This window comes from Nocardioides panacisoli, assembly GCF_039537325.1.
GTDB lineage: Bacteria > Actinomycetota > Actinomycetes > Propionibacteriales > Nocardioidaceae > Nocardioides > Nocardioides panacisoli.
The window spans coordinates 20,608-39,760 of sequence record NZ_BAABAH010000019.1 but is presented as its reverse complement, the minus strand read 5'-3'; the positions used below and the strand labels follow the sequence as shown (position 1 = coordinate 39,760).

18 protein-coding genes are annotated in these 19,153 nt (G+C 71.7%); 6 read left to right on the top strand and 12 right to left on the bottom strand.

Features of this window, described 5'->3' with window-relative positions; all coding sequences use genetic code 11:
• Nucleotides 1-4: 4 nt before the first annotated feature.
• The gene (locus ABD709_RS19400) at nt 5-718 is read right to left on the bottom strand and encodes an ABC transporter ATP-binding protein (protein ID WP_344778551.1); all 714 of its coding nucleotides are present in this window, start codon (nt 716-718) and stop codon (nt 5-7) included.
• Nucleotides 715-2,070: an adenylate/guanylate cyclase domain-containing protein gene (locus tag ABD709_RS19395; RefSeq protein ID WP_344778549.1), complete on the bottom strand. Its 1,356-nt coding sequence runs from the start codon at nt 2,068-2,070 to the stop codon at nt 715-717. The genes ABD709_RS19400 and ABD709_RS19395 overlap by 4 nt, the downstream gene beginning before the upstream one ends.
• A gap of 132 nt (nt 2,071-2,202) precedes the next feature.
• Here ABD709_RS19395 and ABD709_RS19390 point away from each other — a divergent pair, with 132 nt between their 5' ends.
• Genes ABD709_RS19390 through ABD709_RS19380 form a run of 3 tightly spaced genes read left to right on the top strand, consistent with a single transcriptional unit; the run spans nt 2,203 to nt 4,808 of the window.
• Nucleotides 2,203-3,216 carry a cyclic nucleotide-binding domain-containing protein gene (locus ABD709_RS19390; protein ID WP_344778547.1) on the top strand — a complete coding sequence of 338 codons (1,014 nt, stop codon included), beginning with the start codon at nt 2,203-2,205 and terminating at the stop codon, nt 3,214-3,216.
• A complete protein-coding gene (locus ABD709_RS19385; RefSeq protein ID WP_344778545.1) occupies nt 3,213-4,061 on the top strand; it encodes an MBL fold metallo-hydrolase in 849 nt (282 codons plus the stop codon). Before ABD709_RS19390 ends, ABD709_RS19385 begins: the two co-directional genes overlap by 4 nt.
• A gap of 36 nt (nt 4,062-4,097) precedes the next feature.
• Entirely contained in the window at nt 4,098-4,808 is a 711-nt protein-coding gene (locus ABD709_RS19380) for a TetR/AcrR family transcriptional regulator (protein ID WP_344778543.1), read from the top strand.
• Nucleotides 4,809-4,886: 78 nt separating this feature from the next.
• Here the strand turns inward: ABD709_RS19380 and ABD709_RS19375 are convergent, their stop codons facing one another.
• Nucleotides 4,887-6,167 carry an acetyl-CoA C-acetyltransferase gene (locus ABD709_RS19375; RefSeq protein ID WP_344778541.1) on the bottom strand — a complete coding sequence of 427 codons (1,281 nt, stop codon included), beginning with the start codon at nt 6,165-6,167 and terminating at the stop codon, nt 4,887-4,889.
• A gap of 98 nt (nt 6,168-6,265) precedes the next feature.
• On the opposite strand from ABD709_RS19375, the gene ABD709_RS19370 reads away from it, so the two are divergent.
• Nucleotides 6,266-7,600, top strand: coding sequence for a 3-oxoacyl-ACP reductase (locus ABD709_RS19370; protein WP_344778539.1), 1,335 nt, complete (start codon nt 6,266-6,268; stop codon nt 7,598-7,600).
• Between the two features lies 1 nt (nt 7,601).
• Nucleotides 7,602-8,480 (top strand): MaoC family dehydratase, encoded by an 879-nt coding sequence (locus tag ABD709_RS19365; protein ID WP_344778537.1) that lies wholly within the window; start codon nt 7,602-7,604, stop codon nt 8,478-8,480.
• Between the two features lie 11 nt (nt 8,481-8,491).
• On the opposite strand, the gene ABD709_RS19360 is transcribed toward ABD709_RS19365, so the two are convergent.
• From ABD709_RS19360 to ABD709_RS19320, 9 genes are all read right to left on the bottom strand, one after another.
• Entirely contained in the window at nt 8,492-11,155 is a 2,664-nt protein-coding gene (locus ABD709_RS19360) for an MBG domain-containing protein (protein ID WP_344778535.1), read from the bottom strand.
• Between the two features lie 79 nt (nt 11,156-11,234).
• Nucleotides 11,235-12,086 carry an acyl-CoA thioesterase gene (locus ABD709_RS19355; RefSeq protein ID WP_344778533.1) on the bottom strand — a complete coding sequence of 284 codons (852 nt, stop codon included), beginning with the start codon at nt 12,084-12,086 and terminating at the stop codon, nt 11,235-11,237.
• Nucleotides 12,079-13,020 (bottom strand): PAC2 family protein, encoded by a 942-nt coding sequence (locus tag ABD709_RS19350; protein WP_344778531.1) that lies wholly within the window; start codon nt 13,018-13,020, stop codon nt 12,079-12,081. Before ABD709_RS19350 ends, ABD709_RS19355 begins: the two co-directional genes overlap by 8 nt.
• Nucleotides 13,021-13,084: 64 nt before the next feature.
• Entirely contained in the window at nt 13,085-14,320 is a 1,236-nt protein-coding gene (locus tag ABD709_RS19345) for a hypothetical protein (RefSeq protein WP_344778529.1), read from the bottom strand.
• A gap of 4 nt (nt 14,321-14,324) precedes the next feature.
• Complete coding sequence (dxs, locus tag ABD709_RS19340) at nt 14,325-16,229, bottom strand: 1-deoxy-D-xylulose-5-phosphate synthase (protein WP_344778527.1); 1,905 nt, start codon at nt 16,227-16,229, stop codon at nt 14,325-14,327.
• Nucleotides 16,230-16,247: 18 nt separating this feature from the next.
• Nucleotides 16,248-17,183, bottom strand: a complete 936-nt coding sequence (locus ABD709_RS19335) for an SMP-30/gluconolactonase/LRE family protein (RefSeq protein ID WP_344778525.1) — start codon at nt 17,181-17,183, stop codon at nt 16,248-16,250.
• Nucleotides 17,180-17,611: an NUDIX domain-containing protein gene (locus ABD709_RS19330; protein ID WP_344778523.1), complete on the bottom strand. Its 432-nt coding sequence runs from the start codon at nt 17,609-17,611 to the stop codon at nt 17,180-17,182. Before ABD709_RS19330 ends, ABD709_RS19335 begins: the two co-directional genes overlap by 4 nt.
• Nucleotides 17,612-17,615: 4 nt before the next feature.
• Nucleotides 17,616-18,020 (bottom strand): YjbQ family protein, encoded by a 405-nt coding sequence (locus ABD709_RS19325; RefSeq protein WP_344778521.1) that lies wholly within the window; start codon nt 18,018-18,020, stop codon nt 17,616-17,618.
• 2 nt (nt 18,021-18,022) lie between these two features.
• Entirely contained in the window at nt 18,023-18,331 is a 309-nt protein-coding gene (locus tag ABD709_RS19320; protein WP_344778519.1) for a thiamine-binding protein, read from the bottom strand.
• 241 nt (nt 18,332-18,572) lie between these two features.
• Between ABD709_RS19320 and ABD709_RS19315 the strand changes: the two genes are divergently transcribed.
• Nucleotides 18,573-19,142, top strand: a complete 570-nt coding sequence (locus tag ABD709_RS19315; RefSeq protein WP_344778517.1) for a GIY-YIG nuclease family protein — start codon at nt 18,573-18,575, stop codon at nt 19,140-19,142.
• Nucleotides 19,143-19,153 lie beyond the last annotated feature (11 nt).

The following is a 19,153-nucleotide window of genomic DNA, read 5'->3' as shown; positions in this document are numbered from 1 at the left end:
GGACTCAGGCACTCGCGAGCTGCGAGGCGACCTGGCCGTCCCGCATCTGCACCTGCCGGTCCGCACCGGCCGCCACGTCGGGGCTGTGCGTCACCATGATGATCGTCTGGCCCCCGCCGTGCAGCCGCCGGAACAGCTCCAGCACCTCTTGCCCGCCCTCGGTGTCCAGGGCACCGGTCGGCTCGTCCGCGAGCAGCAGGGTCGGCTCGTTGACGAGGGCGCGGGCGATCGCGAGCCGTTGCCGCTGGCCCCCGGAGAGGACCGCCGGCACCTGCTCGCGCCGGTCGGAGAGGCCGAGCAGGTCGAGCAGCTCGTGCGCGCGGGCGACCGCGGCCTTGCGCTTCATCCCACCGAGCACGGCAGGGAGCACGATGTTCTCGGTGGCGCTCACGCCGTCGAAGAGGTTGAAGAACTGGAAGACGATCCCGATGTGGTGACGGCGGAACTTCGCCAGCCAGGCCTCGCTCTGCCCGTCGATGCGCTGACCGTCGACCTCGATGGTCCCCTCGTCGAGCCGGTCCAGGCCGGCGATCGCGTTCAACAGGGTGGACTTCCCGCAACCGGACGGTCCCGTGATCGCGACGAACTCGCCCCGCGCGATGTCGAGGTCGAGGCCGCGCAGCGCCCGGACGGGGGCCAGGTCGGCGGTGAAGGTACGCCGTGCGCCACGCACGCTGACGGCGTGATCCGCGGCGGGATCGGACGTGGTCTCGGTCATGATGTCGGCCTTCCGTTGACGGGAGCGTCGGGGTAGCACGCAAAGGCCCGGACCGCTTGCACCCGGCCCTTCACCTCGCAGGCTCCCAGGTCGGCCCACTCTCCGTCCTGGTTTCCGGCAGCCTCGAGGGTCGGCGCGGAGACGACGGTCGTGCCCGCCGGCCGGGCCAGGTCCTGCAGTCGCTGGGCGAGGTTCACGGTGTCGCCGACGACGGTGTACTCCAGCCGCTCGTCGCTGCCGAGCATCGCGGCGGCCACCTCGCCGGTGGAGACGCCGATCCCGAGGCCGAACGGCAGCAGGCCCTCGGTGCCCCACACCTCGTCGAGCGCCCGCTGCCGCTCGTGCATGTCGGCCGCCGCCAGGAGCGCCTCCTGTGCGTGGTCCGGTCGCGGGTCCGGTGCGCCGAAGACGGCCATCACGGCGTCGCCGACGTACTGCATGACGGTGCCGCCGCGCTCGATGATCGCGGCGTTCATCTCGCGCCGGTGCTCGTTGAGCTGCCGTGCGAGCAGGGCGGGATCGGCGTTCTCGGCGATCGTGGAGTAGCCCCGCACGTCGGACATCAGCACGGTGACGGTCAGCCTCTCGGTGCGCTCGACGGCGCCACGGTCCCGGCGGATCTTCTCGGCGAGGCCGCCGGGCAGCAGCCGGGAGAGGGTCTGGCCCTGCTCCTCGCGGTCCAAGATCGCGGCGTGCAGCATCCGGAGCCGGCGCAGCGCGTCCGCCTGGCCGGCAGACGCCCCCGTGGCGAGGGCGAGGAAGAGGGCCTCGACGGCGTCGTTGACGGCCTCGGGCGTGCTGCCGGTCTGCGCAGCGATGGCCTTCACCGGACGTCCTTCGGCGACGTGCTGCAGCAGCGCCTCCTGCTCGGCGGACAGCCCGCCCTCCGGTCGGGCCGGCGAGACCATCGCCGACACGATCTCGGGGTCGAGCATCGAGCCCCCGGTCGCGACCTCGCGGATCGCCCGGGCCAGCCGGTCCCCGTCGGCGACCCGGTCCTTGAGCAGGTAGGCGTAGCCCGCTGCGCCGTCGCTGAGCAGGTCGATCGCGTACTCCGGGCTGTCAAACTGGCTGAGCACCACGATCGCGGTGCCGGGCAGCAGCCGTCGGATGTAGCGGGCCGCCTCGATCCCCTCGTTCTGGAAGGTCGGGGGCATCCGGATGTCGGTCACGACCACCTGGGGCGCGAGCTCGACGGCAGCCGCGACCAGCTCGTCGTAGTCACCGGCGACTCCGGTCACGGTGATCGTGTCGTCACGGGCGAGCAGGGCCCGCACGCCCTCGCGGACGATCAGGTTGTCGTCGGCGAGCACGACCGTGATCGCGTCGGGAGGGGCGGGGTGGGAGGACACGCCCCCATTCCCCCGCGAACCGGGTGTCGGCGGCCACGGTGCCAGGACCACAGAAAGGGGGCGGTTAGCCACACCCCGCTTGGCATGGTGCCGCCCTGCCGGGTGCGCCGCCGCGCGCCTAGCGTCCTGGACATGTCCGGTACGACGAACACCACGCGGGTCGCGGGGCACGCGACCTCGGTCTCCTGGATCCCGTCCGAGGCCGTCAAGGGAATGATGAAGGGCGCCTTCGCCTCCGGTGTCAGCCACTACGACACGCCGCCCCCGCCGCACATCGACGACCTCTCCGCGATGCGTGACGCCGACGCGTTCCGATTCGCGAACCGGATCGCCGGCTGGGCGGAGTTCGACGGCGACCGGGTCGTCGGCTTCGAGCAGGAGGGCGGCGTCGTGATGGGCGCGACGACGGTCAAGGTCGCCGGCGCCGGTGTCACCTTCGCGGCGGTCACCATGCCGGACCTGCGCCCCGAGCCCGAGGTCGGCGAGGGCTGGGTGCGGTTCACCCAGACCTCCGGCGGCCGCACCGCGCTGCCGCTGCCGCGCCGGGTCTCCAAGCCGCCGTTCGTGCGGATGCAGTCCCCGCTCGTGTGGTCGACGCTCCGCCTGACCCTGCACGCGGACGGGCGCTCCGAGGTGGAGCTGATCGGCGCGAGCCCGTTCCCCCGTCACTGGGTGTACGACGACCGCGACGACCTCGCGCTCAAGGCCGGGGTGGCCGACTGGGCCGAGTGGCTCGGACAGCCCTCCTGGCAGGCGACGCCGTGGGGCGACCAGGACTCACCGGTGGTCGTCGCGGAGGCCGAGAGTGCCCTGGAGCGCCAGCTGTCGCAGGTCCTCATGCACGGTGCCGCGAAGCCGAAGATCCGTGAGGTCAAGGTCGGCGAGACCCTCGTCGACCAGGGCGACTGGGGCAAGGAGCTGTTCCTGGTCCTCGACGGGGTGCTCCAGGTGTCCGTCGACGGCGAGGCCGTCGGCGTGCTCGGTCCCGGCGCCGTCGTCGGCGAGCGGGCGTTCCTGGAGAACCGGCCGCGGACCTCCACCCTGCGCGCCCTCACGGCGGTCCGGGTGGCCGTCGCGCCGGCGGACGCGGTCGACCGGGACGCGCTCGACGAGCTGTCCGGCGGGCACCGCCGCGAGGAGAAGTGAACCTGACCCTGCTCGGCGTCCGCGGCTCCACGGCCGCACCCGGTGCCGACTTCGTCCGCTACGGCGGGCACACGAGCTGCGTCGCGGTCTCCGCCCCCGGCGAGCCCCCTGCCCTCGTGCTCGACGCCGGCACCGGCCTCCGCCGGCTCGGCACCCTCCTCGACGGGCGCCCCTTCCGGGGCGACGTCGTGCTCACCCACCTGCACTGGGACCACGTCCAGGGACTCCCCTTCAGCGGCGCGGTCGACCACCCGGAGTCCCGGGTGCGGCTGCACGTCCCGGTGCCGGACGCCGGCGCCGATCCGCTCGAGGTGCTGCGCCGGGCGATGTCGCCGCCGCACTTCCCCATCGGGCCGGACGAGCTGCTCGGGGAGTGGGAGTTCGTGCCGCTGCTGCCCGGCCCCGTTGCGCTCGACGACGACCGGTTCGCCGTGTCCGCGCGCCGGATCCGGCACAAGGGCGGCGTCGCCTACGGGCTCCGGGTCGCCGAGCCGGGTGGGGTGCAGGCGGCGTACCTCCCCGACCACCTGCTGCTCGACGGCGGTACCGACGGCGCCGCGATCGCCGACGGCGTGGACCTGCTGCTCCACGACGGCCAGTTCGTCGCCTCCGAGCAGCTGCTCGCAACCGCGTACGGCCACACCACCGTCCCCGCCGCGCTCGGGTACGCCGACCACTGCCGCGTCGGCCGCGTCGTGCTCACGCACCACCACCCCGACCGCACCGACGCCGCGCTGGACGAGCTCGCGGCCGCCTTCCCGGAGACGCCCGGCGGCCGACCGGTGGCCTTCGCGGTGCAGGGCACGACCCTTGCCGTGAGCCCGAAGAGGAACGTGTCACAGTAGTGCAACTCCGAGTTGCACATCACGTACAGTGCCGCCATGGCGACTCCAGCAGAGCCCGGGAAGGTGGACGGGCGCCGCAAGGCAGCGGCCGCACGCCGCCGTGCCCGCGAGGCGCAGATCATCGCGGCGACCCGCAACCTGTTCGACACCAAGGGTGTCCGCGACGTCCAGATCGAGGAGATCGCGTCGGCGGTCGGGATCAACCGAGCGATCGTCTACCGGCACTTCACCGGCAAGGAGGAGCTGTTCGCGCTCACTCTGGTCGGCTACCTCGACGAGCTGCGGGAGAGCCTGCAGGAGGCCGCCGACGGTGAGGACTCCCCCACCGACAAGCTCGCGGCCGTCGTCGGCGCCTTCGTCGACTACGGCGTCGCGCACCCGGCCTTCGTCGACTGCGCCCAGGCGCTGATGATCCGTCCCGGCGACGAGCTGCTCGACGAGATCTCCGAGGGCGCGCTGTTCCGGCTCGGCCGCGGCATCACCTCGTGCCTGACGATCTTCTCCGGCGTGCTGGCCAAGGGCGTCGAGGACGGCGCCTTCGAGGTGGCCGACGATCCCGTGCTGCTCGCCAACACCCTCTACGCCAGCGGCCTCGGCGCGCTGCAGCTCGCTCGGCTGGGGATCCTGGTCCACGAGGCCGCCCCCGGCGTCCCCACGGTCGGCCAGGTCACCCCCGAGCAGGTCCGCAAGTACCTCGTGACCTCGGCCCTCGCCCTGCTCACCCCCGCGACGACCCGCACCGCCTGAAGCCACCCGGCGCAAACTGGCGCGAAAAAGCCGCCGACCCGGCGCAAAGTTTGCGACGGGTCGGCGGGATGAGGTGGGTCAGCGCTCCAGGATGGCGACGACGCCCTGGCCGCCGGCGGCGCAGACCGAGATCAGCACCCGGCCCGAGCCCTTCTCCGCGAGAAGCTTGGCGGCGTTGGCGACGATCCGGCCGCCGGTCGCGGCGAAGGGGTGGCCCGCGGCGAGCGAGGAGCCCTTCACGTTGAGCTTGCTGCGGTCGATCGAGCCGAGCGGGGCGTCGAGGCCGAGACGCTCCTTGCAGAACACCGGGCTCTCCCACGCGGCGAGCGTCGAGAGGACCTGCGAGGCGAACGCCTCGTGGATCTCGTAGTAGTCGAAGTCCTGCAGGGTCAGGCCGTGGCGCGCGAGCATCCGCGGGACGGCGTAGGCCGGGGCCATCAGCAGGCCCTCCTTGCCGTTGACGAAGTCGACGGCGGCGACCTCGGAGTCCACGAACCAGGCCAGCGGCTCGAGGCCGTGCTCCTGCGCCCACTCCTCCGAGCCGAGCAGCACCGCGGACGCGCCGTCGGTCAGCGGCGTCGAGTTGCCGGCGGTCATCGTGGCGGCCTCGCCCTTGCCGAAGACCGGCTTGAGCTTGGCGAGCTTCTCCACGGTGGAGTCGCCGCGCAGGTTGTTGTCGCGCTCGAGACCGCGGAAGGGGCTGACCAGGTCGTCCTGCCAGCCCTCGTCGTAGGACTTCGCCATGTTCTGGTGCGACGTCGCCGCGAGCTCGTCCTGCGCCTCGCGCGTGATCTGCCACTCCAGCGCGGTGAGCGCCTGGTGATCACCCATCGACAGCTTGGTGCGCGGCTCGCCGTTGGACGGGATCGCCAGGCCGATGTCGCCGGGGCGGATCGAGGCGAGGACCGCCAGCCGGTCCTTGGTCGTGCGCGCGTTGTTGATCTTGATCAGCTTCTTGCGGAGCTTCTCCGAGATCGCGATCGGGGCGTCCGACGTGGTGTCCACCCCGCCGCCGATGCCGGAGTCGAGCTGGCCGAGCGCGATCTTGTTGGCGATGTAGTTGATCGCCTGCAGGCCGGTGCCGCACGCCTGCTGGATGTCGACGCCCGGGGTCTCCGGCGCGAGCTTGGTGCCGAGCACCGACTCGCGGACCAGGTTGAAGTCGCGGCTGTGCTTGAGCACCGCGCCACCTGCCACCTCCCCGAGCCGTTCACCCTCGAGACCGAAGCGCGCCACCAGCCCGTCGAGGGCAGCGGTCAGCATCTCCTGGTTCGAGGCCGTGGCGTAGGCGCCGTTGGAGCGAGCGAAGGGGATCCGGTTGCCGCCCAGAACGGCCACCCGGCGAACAGTGTTTGCCATGCGTCCTATCCTCACGCGCAGGCCCCGCTGAGAGAACACTTTGAGGGGCAGATCACGAAATGTGGACTCACAGTTACACAAGTAGTTACATGAGGACCATGACTGACAAGTACCAGGGCTTCGTCTCGACCCCGATCGGCAAGCTGCTCGTCAAGAACCTCGGACTCCCGAACCCGACCAAGCTCGAGCGGTACTCCGCCGGCGACCCGCTCGTGAGGGGCACCGTCCTGGTCGGTGGTCGCGGTCGCGTGGCCGAGTCCCTGCCGGGCCTGCTCGACGTCCTGGGGATCGCCAGTGCGAGCCAGCAGGCGGAGGGCGAGAAGTACAAGGGCCTGGTCTTCGACGCCACCGGCCTCACGGCCAGCGAGCAGCTGGTCGAGCTGCAGGAGTTCTTCACGCCCGTGCTGCGGAGCCTCGAGACGTGCCCGCACGTCGTCGTGATCGGCACGCCGCCGGAGCTGGTCGAGGGCCGCGAGCGGGTCGCGCAGCGCGCCCTCGAGGGGTTCACCCGCAGCCTCGGCAAGGAGATCGGCAAGGGCGGCACGGTTCAGCTCGTCTACGTCGCCCCCGGCTACGAGGGCTCGATCCTGTCCACGCTCGGCTTCCTGCTCAGCCCGAAGACGGCGTACGTCTCGGGCCAGGTGGCGCGCATCGGCGCCCACAACGAGAAGAAGGCGGTCGAGGTCGCCGACTGGACCCAGCCGCTGGCCGGCAAGGTCGCCTTCGTCACCGGCGCCAGCCGCGGGATCGGCGAGCAGATCGCCCGGGTCCTGCACCGCGACGGCGCGACCGTCGTCGGGCTCGACGTGCCGCAGGCAGCAGACGAGCTCCAGAAGGTCATGAAGGAGATCGACGGCGACTGGCTGACGCTCGACATCACCGCCCCGGACGCGCCGCAGCGCATCGCGCACCACCTCAAGGAGAAGCACGGCGGCGTCGACATCGTGGTGCACAACGCCGGCGTCACCATGGACAAGAAGCTGGCGAACCAGAAGCCGGAACGCTTCGGCAAGGTGCTGGAGATCAACATCGAGGCCCCCGAGCTGATCACCCAGGAGCTGCTGAGCCAGGGCGTCATCAACGCCAACGGCCGGATCATCGGCGTGTCCTCGATGGCGGGCATCGCCGGCAACCTCGGCCAGACGTCGTACGCCGCCTCCAAGGCCGGCGTGATCGGCTTCGTCGACTCGCTCGCCGGCGAGCTCAAGGACGGGATCACGATCAACGCCGTGGCGCCGGGCTTCATCATCACCCAGATGACCGCCGCGATGCCGCTGGCCAGCCGCGAGGTGGGCCAGCGCCTCAACACGATGGCGCAGGGCGGACTGCCGGTCGACGTCGCCGAGGCGATCGCCTGGTTCGCGTCCGCAGGGTCGACCGCCGTCAACGGCAACGTGGTCCGCGTGTGCGGCCAGATGATGCTGGGCGCCTGACATGGCTGCTGCAGTCAAGACGATCCAGGGTGGCGGCGGCCTGGGCACGATGCTCAAGGCCGCGCTCCCGGCGGTCCCGGGCGTCAACCAGATCCCCGGCGTGAAGAAGTCCGGCGGCGCGCTGCCGGACCTCGAGCTCCGGCGGGAGGACGTGCCGGTCACCCGCGCGGAGGTCGACCGCTACGCGGCGGTGTGCGGCTTCCCGACCAAGGACGTGGCGCCGGTCCCCTACCTGCACATGCTGGCGTTCCCCCTCCACATGGCGCTGATGACCGACCCGTCGTTCCCGTTCCCTGCGATCGGCTCGGTGCACCTCGAGAACACGATCAAGCAGCACCGTCCGGTGGCGATCGGCGAGGTCGTGAGCTTCGGCCTCCGGGCCGACAACCTGCGGGCCAGCACCAAGGGCCGTGCCTGGGACATGAACGTGACCGCCACCGTCGGTGACGAGGTGGTCTGGGAGTCCGTGTCGACGTACCTGCGGGTCGGCAAGGGCGACAAGGAGAACGGTGACCCCGGCATGTCCCTGGCACCGGTCGAGGCCAAGGGTCCGGTCTGGTCGCTGCCGGAGAACCTCGGACGCAGCTACGGCGCCGTCTCCGGCGACCGCAACCCGATCCACCTCCACCCGCTCACCGCGAAGGCGCTCGGCTTCCCTCGCCACATCGCCCACGGCATGTGGAGCAAGGCCCGCTGCATCGCGGCGCTGGAGAACCGGCTGCCCGACGCGGTGCAGGTCGAGGTCGCGTTCAAGAAGCCGATCTTCCTGCCCGGCAAGGCGCAGTTCGGCGCCGACCAGACGGACACGGGATGGAACTTCACCCTGGTCAACCCGAAGAGCGGCGCCCCGCACCTGCTGGGGCGTACCTCGTCGCTCTGAGGCCTACCCGGTCAGAGGATCCCCTGGTGCCTGTCGACCGGCAGCAGCCCGGGTGACCCTGCGAAGTGCGCGGTGTAGCCGGCGAGCTGGATCAGCGTGCGGTCGAGGCCGGACGCCGTGCACTCGGCGGTGCCGCTCGCGTCGGTGACCGCCGTGCAGGCCAGGTTCGTGCCGTTGCCGACGGTGAACGTGACGGTCGCGCCGGCGACGGGCGTGTGCGCGGTGCCGAAGGTGAGGGTCGCCGAGAGGACGCCGTTGCGCATCTTCTTCGTGGTCATGGCCGGCGTCGTCGGGACGATCGTCAGCGTGCTGCTCGTGAACCCGGTGAAGGCGTAATTGGGCGAGGCGAGCGTCCCAACAGCGACGTCGAGCGGGTAGGCCCCCGGCGGCGACGCGGCGGTGGCCGACGTGCTGAACGCGGGTGAACCGGTCAGGTCGGCCGCGGTGTCACCGTTGCGGAAGCCGGTGTACGACGCGCTGAACGCGGGGTCCGCCTCGCCGTACCCGCGGGTGGCGGGGTCGGCCGCGACGGTCAGCTGCCGCTTGTCGATGGTGAACGTGCCCGGCACCAGCACGAAGCGGTAGTTGGCGGCGCTCAGCGTGCCCGCCGCGATGTCGATCGGGTAGCTGCCGGCGTCGCTCTTGACGACCGCCGTCGTGGAGAGGGTCGGGGCGCCGCTGACCACGGAGGCGTCCTCGCCGTTCTGGTAGCCGGTGATCGCATAGCCCAGCGGCGGGTTCGCGAACCCGTAGGTCCGGTGCTCGTCGTCCGCGGTCACGGTCAGCGCCGCCTTCGAGACGTCGAGCGTCGCGGGCGTGTAGGAGCCGATCGTGTAGTTGGTGCTGGACAGCACGCCCCCGGTGCACGACGCCGGGTCGATCGCGTAGTCGTCGGCCACCGGAAGGTCGGGGGCGACGGCCCGGCCGTCGGCCAGCTTCGCGCAGGACACGCCGGACACCGTGAGACCGGCGACGCCGGTGGAGCCCGCGAAGAGCGGGGCGCCGCCGTAGGTCTGCGCCCCCGTGACCGCGACCGCCACGGGCTTGGGGCTCACGGTGAGGGTGCCCGCCACGAAGGTGTTGAGCACGTAGTTGCCCGCCGGCGCGGCCAGCGAGCCCTTCAGGATCGCGATCGGGTAGTCGCCCGGAACAGATCCGGCCGTCGCACTCGTGCCGAGGTTCGGCGAGCCCGTCAGCACCGACGCGTCCTCGCCGTTGACGAAGCCGGTGACCGTGTAGGTGAAGCCGGGGTTGGGGTCGCCGTAGTCGCGGGTCTTGTCGTCGGCGGTCACGGTCAGCGCTGCGCGGTTCACCGTCAGCTTGCCGCCCGCCCAGCCGGCGACGGTGTAGTTCGGGCTCGACGGGACGTCCCCGGTGCAGGTCGCGCCGTCGATCGTGTAGCTCCCGAGCGCCTGCAGGGTCGGCGCGATCGGCGTGCCGTCCGACAGCTTGGTGCAGCTCACGTGGGTGACCGTGAGCCCGGAGACACCGGTCGTGGCGGTGAACGTCGGCTGGCCGCCGTAGGTCTGCACCCCGGTGACCGAGATCGTCACCTGCTTCTGCTGCACGGTCAGCTTGCCCGGCACGAACGTGTTGAGCACGTAGTTGCCGGCCGGCGCCGCGAGCGAGCCCCTGAGGATCGAGATCGGGTAGTCGCCCGGCGCCGAGTTGACCGTCGCGCTCGAGCCGAGGTTCGGTGACCCGGTCAGCACCGAGGAGTCCTCGCCGTTCACGAACCCGGTGACCGTGTAGGTGAACGAGGGGTTCGGGTCGCCGTACTGGCGGGTCTTGTCGTCCGCGGTCACCGTCAGCGCCGCGCGGTTCACGGTGAGCTTGCCGCCCGACCAGCCGCCGATCGTGTAGTTCGGTCCGGACGCGACGTCTCCCGTGCAGGTCGCGCCGTCGATCGTGTAGGAGCCCGAGGCTGCCAGCGTCGGCGCGATCGGCGTGCCGTCGGACAGCTTCGCGCAGGTGACGTTGCTGACGGTCACTCCCGAGACGCCGGTCGTCGCGGTGAACGTCGGCGGCCCGCCGTAGGTCTGCGCCCCCGTGACCGAGATCGTCACCTGCTTCTGCTGGACGGTCAGCTTGCCCGGCACGAACGTGTTGACGACGTAGTTGTTCGCCGTCGCCGTCAGCGAGCCCTTGGAGACCGAGATCGTGTAGTCGCCCGGGGCCGAGGTGGTGGTCGCGTTGGTGCTCAGGTTGGGCGAGCCGCTGAGGACAGAGGAGCCCTCCCCGTTGACGAAGCCCGCGACGGTGTAGGTCAGCGGCGGGTTGGCGTCGCCGTACTGGCGGGTCTTGTTCTCGGCGGTCACCGTCAGCGCCGCGCGGTTGACCGTGAGCCTTCCGCCGGAGTACCCGGAGATGGTGTAGCTCTGGTTGGACAGGACGCCGCCGCTGCAGGTCGAGCCGTCGATCGTGTAGGTGCCCAGGGCTGCGAGGGTCGGCGCGATGGGCGTGCCGCCGGTCAGGCCCGTGCAGGTCATCCCCGAGACGGTCACGCCGGCGACGCCCGTCGTGCCCGAGAAGGTCGGCTGGCCGCCGTAGGTCTGGACGCCGGTGACCGTCACGGTCACCTGCGTGCCGGCGGCGTGCGCGGTGCCGGGGAGTGCGAGCAACGAGAGCAGAGCGAACAGGATCGCGACGGGCGCGAGCGACCTACGAACGGGCATGGCGGACCCCACGGAGAGAAAGACAGAGCCTGCGGAACGTAGCACCGCACGGTGGGCCCGCGGAGCGGTTCGGCGCAGGTCAGCCCGTCCGCGGCCGGATCAGGCCCTCCTGGGCGACCGTGGCGACCAGCGTGCCGTCCCTGGTGAAGACCCGGCCGAGGGAGAGCCCGCGTCCGCCGCCGGCGGACGGCGACCACTGGTCGTAGAGCCACCACTGGTCGGCGCGGAAGGGCCGGTGGAACCAGATGGTGTGGTCGAGCGACGCCATCTGGATGTTGGTGGGGTCCGAGCCGTGGGCGGCGAGCGCGGCGCCGAGCAGCGACACGTCGCTGGCGTAGGTGAAGGTCGCGAGGTGCTCGATCGGGTCGTCGGACAGCTGTCCGTCGATCCGCACCCAGAGCAGCGTCTTCGAGGGCCGGTCGAGGTCCTCGGCGAGCCCGTAGGAGGAGTTGCCGATCCAGCGGACCGCGAGGGCGGCCCACTCGCTGCTCAGCCCGTCGTCGGAGCCGCGCTCCTTCATCAGGTCGAACATGTCGACGCCCTCCTCGGGCGGCTTCACGTCGGGCATCCGGTCCTGGTGCTCGAGACCTTCCTCGGGACGCTGGAAGTTCGCGGTCTGGTAGTAGATCGCCCGTCCGTGCTGACGCGCGACCACGCGCCGGGTCAGGAACGAGCGTCCGTCGCGGATCCGCTCGACGTCGTAGATGATCGGCACCTTGTAGTCGCCGGGCAGCAGGAAGTAGGAGTGCAGCGAGTGCACCTGGTAGCCCGGGTCGACGGTACGGGTGGCGGCGATCAGCGCCTGCGCGGCGACCTGGCCGCCGTAGACCCGCTGGCGGACGGTGTCCGGCTGCTTCCCGCGGAACAGGTCGACGTCGAGCTCCTCGAGGTCGAGCAGCGCCACCAGGTTGGCCGCGTCCTGGTCACTCACGACCCTCCTCCTCCTCGGGGTCGAGCCCGGCAAGGAACCGCTCGAACTGGCGGCCGATCTCCTCGCCCGTCGGCAGCGGCCGGTCCTCGGCCAGCAGGCTCGAGCCCGACTCCTCCGCGCGCTCGAAGGCGTCGTACTGCTGCTCCAGCGCGGCGACGACCTCGCCCACCTCGGTGTTCGCGGCGAGGTAGCGCGCGACCTCCTCGTCCCGGTCCTCGGCGAGCGCGATCAGGTCGGACAGGTCGATCGTGAGCCGGCCCGCGAGCTCGACGTGCTCCAGCAGCGCGATCGACGCGCGCGGGTAGTCGAGCTGGGCGAGGTAGTGCGGCACGTGGGCGACGAAACCCTGGGCGTCGATGGCCCACTCCCCCAGCCGCAGCTCGAGCAGGGCCTGCGCGCTGCTCGGGATCCGCAGCTCGCCGCGCCAGGGGCTGGCGCCCGTGAGCAGGTCCGGGTTGTTGGCGTGGTGGGTGATCGCGATCGGCCGGGTGTGCGGGACGGCCATCGGCACTGCCCCCATGCCGACGACGAGGGTGACGCCGAACCGGTCGACGACCTCCTTCACCGCGCGGCAGAACGCCTCCCACCGGGTGTCGGGCTCGGGGCCGTGCAGGAGGAGGTACGGCGTCCCGCCCGCGTCCTTCAGCAGCCGCACGACGAGCCGCGGCGCGTCGTACTGCTCGTAGTGGTCGCGCACGAACGACATCGCCGGTCGGCGGGCGCGGTAGTCGTGGAGCTCGTCGACGTCGAACGTCGCGACGACGACGCCGCCTCCGCTGGCGCCCGCGGCGACCAGGTGCCGGCACGCGACCGCGCCGGCGCTGCCGGCGTCGAGGAACCCGTCCAGCGCGACCACCATCGTCAGCGAGTCCGTTCCCGACAGCTCGGGGACGTCGTCGACGATGTGGACGAGGCGCGGGGTCGGGGCGGTCACGCGTCCAACCCTAGTGGCCGTTTCCGGTGGTCGAGGAGGTCGCCCTGGCGACCGTCACGAGACCTCAGCCGTAGGTGCTGACCATCAGCGCCGCGCCGCGCTGCGCGAGCTCCGCGGAGGTGAGCCCGAGCACGCGGTGCAGCACCTCGGTCGGGTCGGTGCCTCCGGACAGCTCGTCGAGCAGCCAGAACAGCGTGGACTGGCTGTAGTCGCGGGCGACGTACTCGCAGATCCACCACGCGACGGCGTACCAGGCACGCGCGTCGGGCCCGCTGAACACCTCGTCGCTCGGCAGCTCGCTCAGGCCGCCGGCCACCAGCGTCATCGCCCCGGCCGGCAGCTGACGCTCCGACTCGGGCATCGGCTGGACCGAGACGTACTCGGCGATCCCCTCGGTCAGCCACAGCGGAGCGCCGTGCCCGCGGCGCCCGAGCAGCACGTGGGTCAGCTCGTGCCGCACGAGGCGGCCGAACGACTCGGGGTCCTGGCCGAGGATGTCCTCGCTCAGCATCACCCGGTAGGACGCGATCCGGCTGTCGGGATCGGACATGTCGACCGGCACCGGCACCGTGAGGGCGTCGATCTGCTCCGGGTCGCCGCCGGGGAGCCCGGCGAGCTCGCTGAGGTACGACGGGTCCGAGGTGGCGTAGACGACGACACCCGGGACCTTGTCGACCGGCACCACCTCGGTGTCGTCGTCGACGGCCGACTCGACCGCTGCCAGGACCGTGGTCGCGTCGGACACCGTCTGGTCGTCGAAGATGCCGAGCACGCCGGGGTCCTCGCGCACGTCGATCTTCTCGATGTCCCAGGGCTGGCTGCCGGTGAGGTGGGCCTGCTCCCAGCTCTTGTCGGTGGCCGACGCCAGCCGGTACTTGCCCCCGCGCCCCGGCTGGAACAGGAGCCGGTCCCGGGTGCGCACCGGCGCGACGTCGTAGCCCTGGAGCCGCAGGGTCACCTCGACCTCGCCCCAGTAGCCGTTCGTGTCGCCGTTCCGCTCGAGGCTGCTGCGGTCCAGGCGGTAGCGGAAGGTGCCGACCGGGAGCTGCTCCAGGTTCTCGAAGTACGTCGTCTGCTCCTCCTCGAAGGCGGGGTCGGCGACCACGGTCCTGAGGAAGTCGTCCTCGTTGCCGCTGCGCACCGCCCGCTCCCGCGCCCGGAGGATCCGGTCGATGCCGTGGGCGGCGTCCGCAGCCGCGTCGTAGCTGTAGTGCGGCGGGTCGTCGGAGCAGGCGACCAGCGGCAGGAGGAGCAGTGCGAGCAGCGGAGGAAGTGCGCGCGCCGGGTGCGGGCGCGTCACTTGCTCATCGGGTCCCGTCGACGTCGAGGAAGGCGTGGTCGGGGCTGTCGGCGGTGACGTGGTGGAGGGTGTCGAGAGCGATCGCCTGAGCGGACAGCCCGATCCGGTCGAGGATCACCGCGCGCTTGGCGTGGTCGAGGAACTGCTGCGGGATGCCGTGCAGCCGAACGGGGGTGCGTACGCCGGCCTCGGCCAGCGTCTGCAGGAGCACGGCACCGACCCCGCCGATGACGCCGTTGTCCTCGATCGTCACGACCAGCCGGTGGTCGGCGGCGAGCTCGACGAGCGCCGGGTCGACCGGCTTGACCCACCGGGGGTCGACGACGGTGACGCCCACGCCCTGATCGGTGAGCCGGGTGGCGACGTCCACGGCGGTGCCGGCCATCGCGCCCACGGACACGACGAGCACGTCGCGCTCGCCCTCGCGCACGAGCACGTCACAGCCGCCGACCCGGTCGAGCGCGGGGATGTCCTCCGGCGGCGGGCCCTTCGGGAACCGGACCACGGTCGGGGCGTCGGAGACCTCGACGGCCTCGTCGAGCAGCTCGCGCATCCGGGTCACGTCACGCGGGGCGGCGAGACGCAGCCCCGGCACCACCTGGAGCACCGACATGTCCCACATGCCGTTGTGGCTCGCGCCGTCGTCGCCGGTGACGCCGGAGCGGTCGAGGACGAAGGTCACCCCGCACTCGTGGAGGGCGACGTCCATCAGCACCTGGTCGAACGCGCGGTTGAGGAAGGTCGCGTAGAGCGCGAAGACCGGGTGCAGCCCGCCCATCGCGAGGCCCGCGGCCGAGGTCGCGCCGTGCTGCTCGGCGATGCCGACGTCGAAGGTGCGCTCGGGGAAACGGGCCTGGAACTTGTCCAGCCCGACGGGGTGCATCATCGCCGCGGTGATCGCGACGACGTCCGGCCGGCGCTCGCCGAGCTGGACGACGTGGTCGGCGAAGTAGTCGGTCCAGATCGGGCCCTTCGGCTTCTCCGCGCCGGTCTGGACGTCGAACGGGCCGGGCGCGTGGAACTGGTCGGCCTCGTGCCGCTCGGCCGGGTCGTAGCCGAAGCCCTTGCGGGTGATCGCGTGCACGATCACCGGCCCGCCGAACTTCTTCGCCTGCTCGAGCGCGTGCTCCATGGCCGCGCGGTCGTGCCCGTCGATCGGGCCGACGTACTTCAGGCCGAGGTCCTCGAACAGGCCCTGCGGCGCGACGGCGTCCTTGATGCCCTTCTTCGCGGCGTGCAGCGCGTCGTAGGCGGTGGGGCCGACGACCGGCACCGCGTTGAGGCGGCGCTTGACCATGTCGAGCACCTGCTCGTAGCGCGGGTTCGTGCGCAGCCCGGCGAGCGCCGTCGCGAGGCCGCCGATGGTCGGCGTGTAGGACCGGCCGTTGTCGTTGACGACGATCACCAGCCGGCTGTCGTGCTGGATCGCGATGTTGTTCAGGGCCTCCCAGGCCATGCCGCCGGTCAGCGCTCCGTCGCCGATGACGGCGACGACGTGGCGGTCCTCGCCCCGGATCCGGTAGGCCTTGGCAAGACCGTCGGCGTAGGAGAGCGCGGTGGACGCGTGCGAGTTCTCGACCAGGTCGTGGTCGGACTCGGCGCGGCTCGGATAGCCGCTCATCCCACCCTCGCGGCGCAGGGTGCCGAAGTCGCCGTGCCGTCCGGTGACGAGCTTGTGCACGTAGGACTGGTGGCCGGTGTCGAAGACCACCTTGTCGTGCGGGGAGTCGAACACGCGGTGGATCGCGAGGGTGAGCTCGACGACGCCGAGGTTCGGCCCGAGGTGCCCGGTGTTGGTGGCGACGGTCGTGATCAGGAGGTCGCGGATCTCCCCCGCGAGCGTGGTCAGCTGGTCCTCGGACAGCCCGCGGAGGTCGTGCGGTCCTGAGATCTGGTCGAGGACGGACATGGTCAGCAGTTTAGGCGTTCAGAGGTGGTAGAGCGCGATCGCGGGCTCGTGCAGGCTGCCCATCCAGACCCGGCCGTCGTGCTCCCTGACCCCGGTGACCATGTGGTACGGCGAACCGCGGTCCTCCGCGGCGACGTCGACGTCGTGGACGAGTGTGCCGGCGTCGTCGTAGGCCTGCACGCGGACCGTCTGCTTGGGCTTGGGCTGGAGCGGCTCGGGGACCTTGGTCACGACCCGGCGCAGCGCCATCGGGCCGCGCTGGACCCGCTCGACGACCGGGTCGGTCGGGCTGGCGATCGTGACCCAGATCAGCCCGTCGCTCCCGCGCGCGATGTTGTCGGGATAGCCGGGCAGGTCCGAGCAGAGCAGCTCGCGCTCGCCCGCGCGCTCACCGGTGAGCCACAGCCGGACCACTGTGCGCGCGCCGGTCTCCGCGACGGCGACGTAGGACTCGTCGGCCGCCAGCGCGACGCCGTTGGCGAAGGCGAGGCCGTCGACCATCGTGGTGATGGTGCCGTCGGGTTCCATCCGCAGCAGGCGGCCGGTGCGGGTGTGCTGGACCATCTCGTCCTTCCACCGGTCGATGCCGTGCTTGGTCGAGGAGTCGCTGAACCAGACGGTCCCGTCGGCCGCGACCGCGGCGTTGTTGCAGAACCGCATCGGCGTCCCGGCGACCCGGTCGGTGATGAGGTCGACGCCGCCCGTGCGGGGGTCGACCCAGTGCAGCCCGCGCCGGGCGTCGCAGACCAGGAGCCGGCCGTCGACGTACTCGATCCCCAGCGGGCGGCCTCCGGTGTGGGCGACCCGGTCCACCTTCCGGCCGTCGTGGGAGACGCGGAAGATCGCGCCGTCCTCGGTGCCGGTGAAGACGGCGCCCTCGTCGGGGCCGTCGGGCGCCACGACGACGTCCTCGGCTCCCGGGCCGGGGACGGGGAACACGGTCAGCTTGCTCATCGGCACAGCTCCTCGTAGCGGTCGGAGGCGAGGAAGTCGGGCAGGATCAGGCGCGCCGACCCCGTCTGGGGCAGGTCGCCGAGCCGGCTCGGGTCGACGAAGACGATCTGTCGACCCTCACCGCACACGATGTCGGCGTCGGTGAGCTCGGTGCGGGCGGTGTAGACGAAGGCCTCGTCGAGGGAGTCGTAGGCGGGGTGGAACACCTCGAAGACCCGCCACCGCGGCAACGCGGGCGGCTCCAGCCGGACCCCGGTCTCCTCCTCGAGCTCGCGGTAGGCCGCCTGGTCGGGCTCCTCGCCCGGGTCGACGTGGCCTCCGACGAACCCCCACATGTCGGGGTCGATGACCGGGTGCTCGTCGCGCTCCTGGAGCAGCAGCCAGCCGCGCGGGTCGACGAGGATCACGCAGGCGAACTGCTGGGGCACCGGCTCAGCCTGCCAGGAACGACAACCGCACCTCGCGGTGGTGGTTGTCGACGTTGAGGTCGACCAGGCAGATGCTCTGCCAGGTACCGAGAGCGAGCCGCCCGCCGAGGACGGGCACGGAGGCGTACGGCGGCACCAGCGCCGGCATCACGTGGGACCGGCCGTGCCCGGGCGAGCCGTGCCGGTGGACCCAGCGGTCGTCGGCCGGGAGCAGGTCGCCCAGCGCCGCGATCAGGTCTTCGTCGCTGCCGGCGCCGGTCTCGATGATCGCGATGCCCGCTGTCGCGTGCGGCACGAACACGTGCAACAGGCCGTCGCCGCGGCCGTCGACGTACGCCGCGCAGTCACGGGTGATGTCGAGGACCACGTCCTCGCCGCCGGTGCGGTAGCTCCGCGTCTCCGAGTCCATGCTCAGTCCTCCCGCGCGAGGACCTGCTCGACCCGGTCGACCTTCGCGGTGATCTGGCCGTCGTAGCCCGGCCGGATGTCCGCCTTGAGCACGAGCGCGACCCGCGGCGACACCGCCGCGACGGCATCGACGGCGCGCTTCACGACGTCCATCACCTCGTCCCACTCCCCCTCGACATTGGTGAACATCGCATTGGTCTCGTTGGGCAGCCCCGAGTCGCGCACGACCCGGATCGCCGCCGCCACCGCCTCGGCCACCGAGCCGTTGTCGTCGGACGAACCTGACGGAGCGATGCTGAAGGCCACGAGCATGCCCCAACGCTAGCGGCCCCCGAACCGCCGCGGTGGTCGAGGAGGTCGCGCAGCGACCGGACACCCCGGTGGTCGAGGAGGTCGCGCAGCGACCGGACACCCCGGTGGTCGAGGAGGTCGCGCAGCGACCGGACACCCCGGTGGTCGAGGAGGTCGCGCAGCGACCGTCACGAGACCCGTTCATCCACAGGCACGGCAAGCCGCCCTTGCCCCGCACCCCGTCACGGTTCACCCTCCCGGGATGGCATGGACCTACATCGTCGAGTGCGCAGACGGCTCGTACTACGTCGGAAGCACGACGGACCTCGACCGGCGCATCTGGGAGCACAACGAGGGCGTCGGGGCGGCGTACACCCGCCGGCGACGGCCGGTCGAGCTGGTGTGGTGTGCACAGTTCGCGCGGGTCGACGAGGCGTTCGCCTTCGAGAAGCGCGTCCAGGGCTGGGGACGGGCCAAGCGTCAGGCGTTGATCGAGGGCCGCACCGAGGACCTGGGCGACCTCGCGAGCAGGAGCTGGGCGGCGAGGAAGGCTCGAGGCGCCCTGCGGACCGACGAGCCGGCGGAGCCTACGGGTCTCGTGACGGTCGCCAGGGCGACCTCCTCGACCACCGGGGAACAACCAGCCGAGCCCGTCGAGGAGGTCGCGCAGCGACCGGACACCTCGGTGGTCGAGGAGGTCGCGCAGCGACCGGACACCCCGGTGGTCGAGGAGGTCGCGCAGCGACCGGACACCCCGGTGGTCGAGGAGGTCGCGCAGCGACCGTCACGAGACCCAGAGGTCCCCTCCGACGACCCGTGGGCGCCGCAGTGACCCGCCGCCGG

Coding starts and splice junctions, on each gene's coding strand:
- ABD709_RS19400 (WP_344778551.1), bottom strand. CDS start 718: ATGACCGAGACCACGTCCGATCCCGCCGCGGATCACGCCGTCAGCGTG.
- ABD709_RS19390 (WP_344778547.1), top strand. CDS start 2,203: ATGTCCGGTACGACGAACACCACGCGGGTCGCGGGGCACGCGACCTCG.
- ABD709_RS19380 (WP_344778543.1), top strand. CDS start 4,098: ATGGCGACTCCAGCAGAGCCCGGGAAGGTGGACGGGCGCCGCAAGGCA.
- ABD709_RS19375 (WP_344778541.1), bottom strand. CDS start 6,167: ATGGCAAACACTGTTCGCCGGGTGGCCGTTCTGGGCGGCAACCGGATC.
- ABD709_RS19370 (WP_344778539.1), top strand. CDS start 6,266: ATGACTGACAAGTACCAGGGCTTCGTCTCGACCCCGATCGGCAAGCTG.
- ABD709_RS19365 (WP_344778537.1), top strand. CDS start 7,602: ATGGCTGCTGCAGTCAAGACGATCCAGGGTGGCGGCGGCCTGGGCACG.
- ABD709_RS19360 (WP_344778535.1), bottom strand. CDS start 11,155: ATGCCCGTTCGTAGGTCGCTCGCGCCCGTCGCGATCCTGTTCGCTCTG.
- dxs (WP_344778527.1), bottom strand. CDS start 16,229: ATGTCCGTCCTCGACCAGATCTCAGGACCGCACGACCTCCGCGGGCTG.
- ABD709_RS19335 (WP_344778525.1), bottom strand. CDS start 17,183: ATGAGCAAGCTGACCGTGTTCCCCGTCCCCGGCCCGGGAGCCGAGGAC.
- ABD709_RS19325 (WP_344778521.1), bottom strand. CDS start 18,020: ATGGACTCGGAGACGCGGAGCTACCGCACCGGCGGCGAGGACGTGGTC.
- ABD709_RS19320 (WP_344778519.1), bottom strand. CDS start 18,331: ATGCTCGTGGCCTTCAGCATCGCTCCGTCAGGTTCGTCCGACGACAAC.
- ABD709_RS19315 (WP_344778517.1), top strand. CDS start 18,573: ATGGCATGGACCTACATCGTCGAGTGCGCAGACGGCTCGTACTACGTC.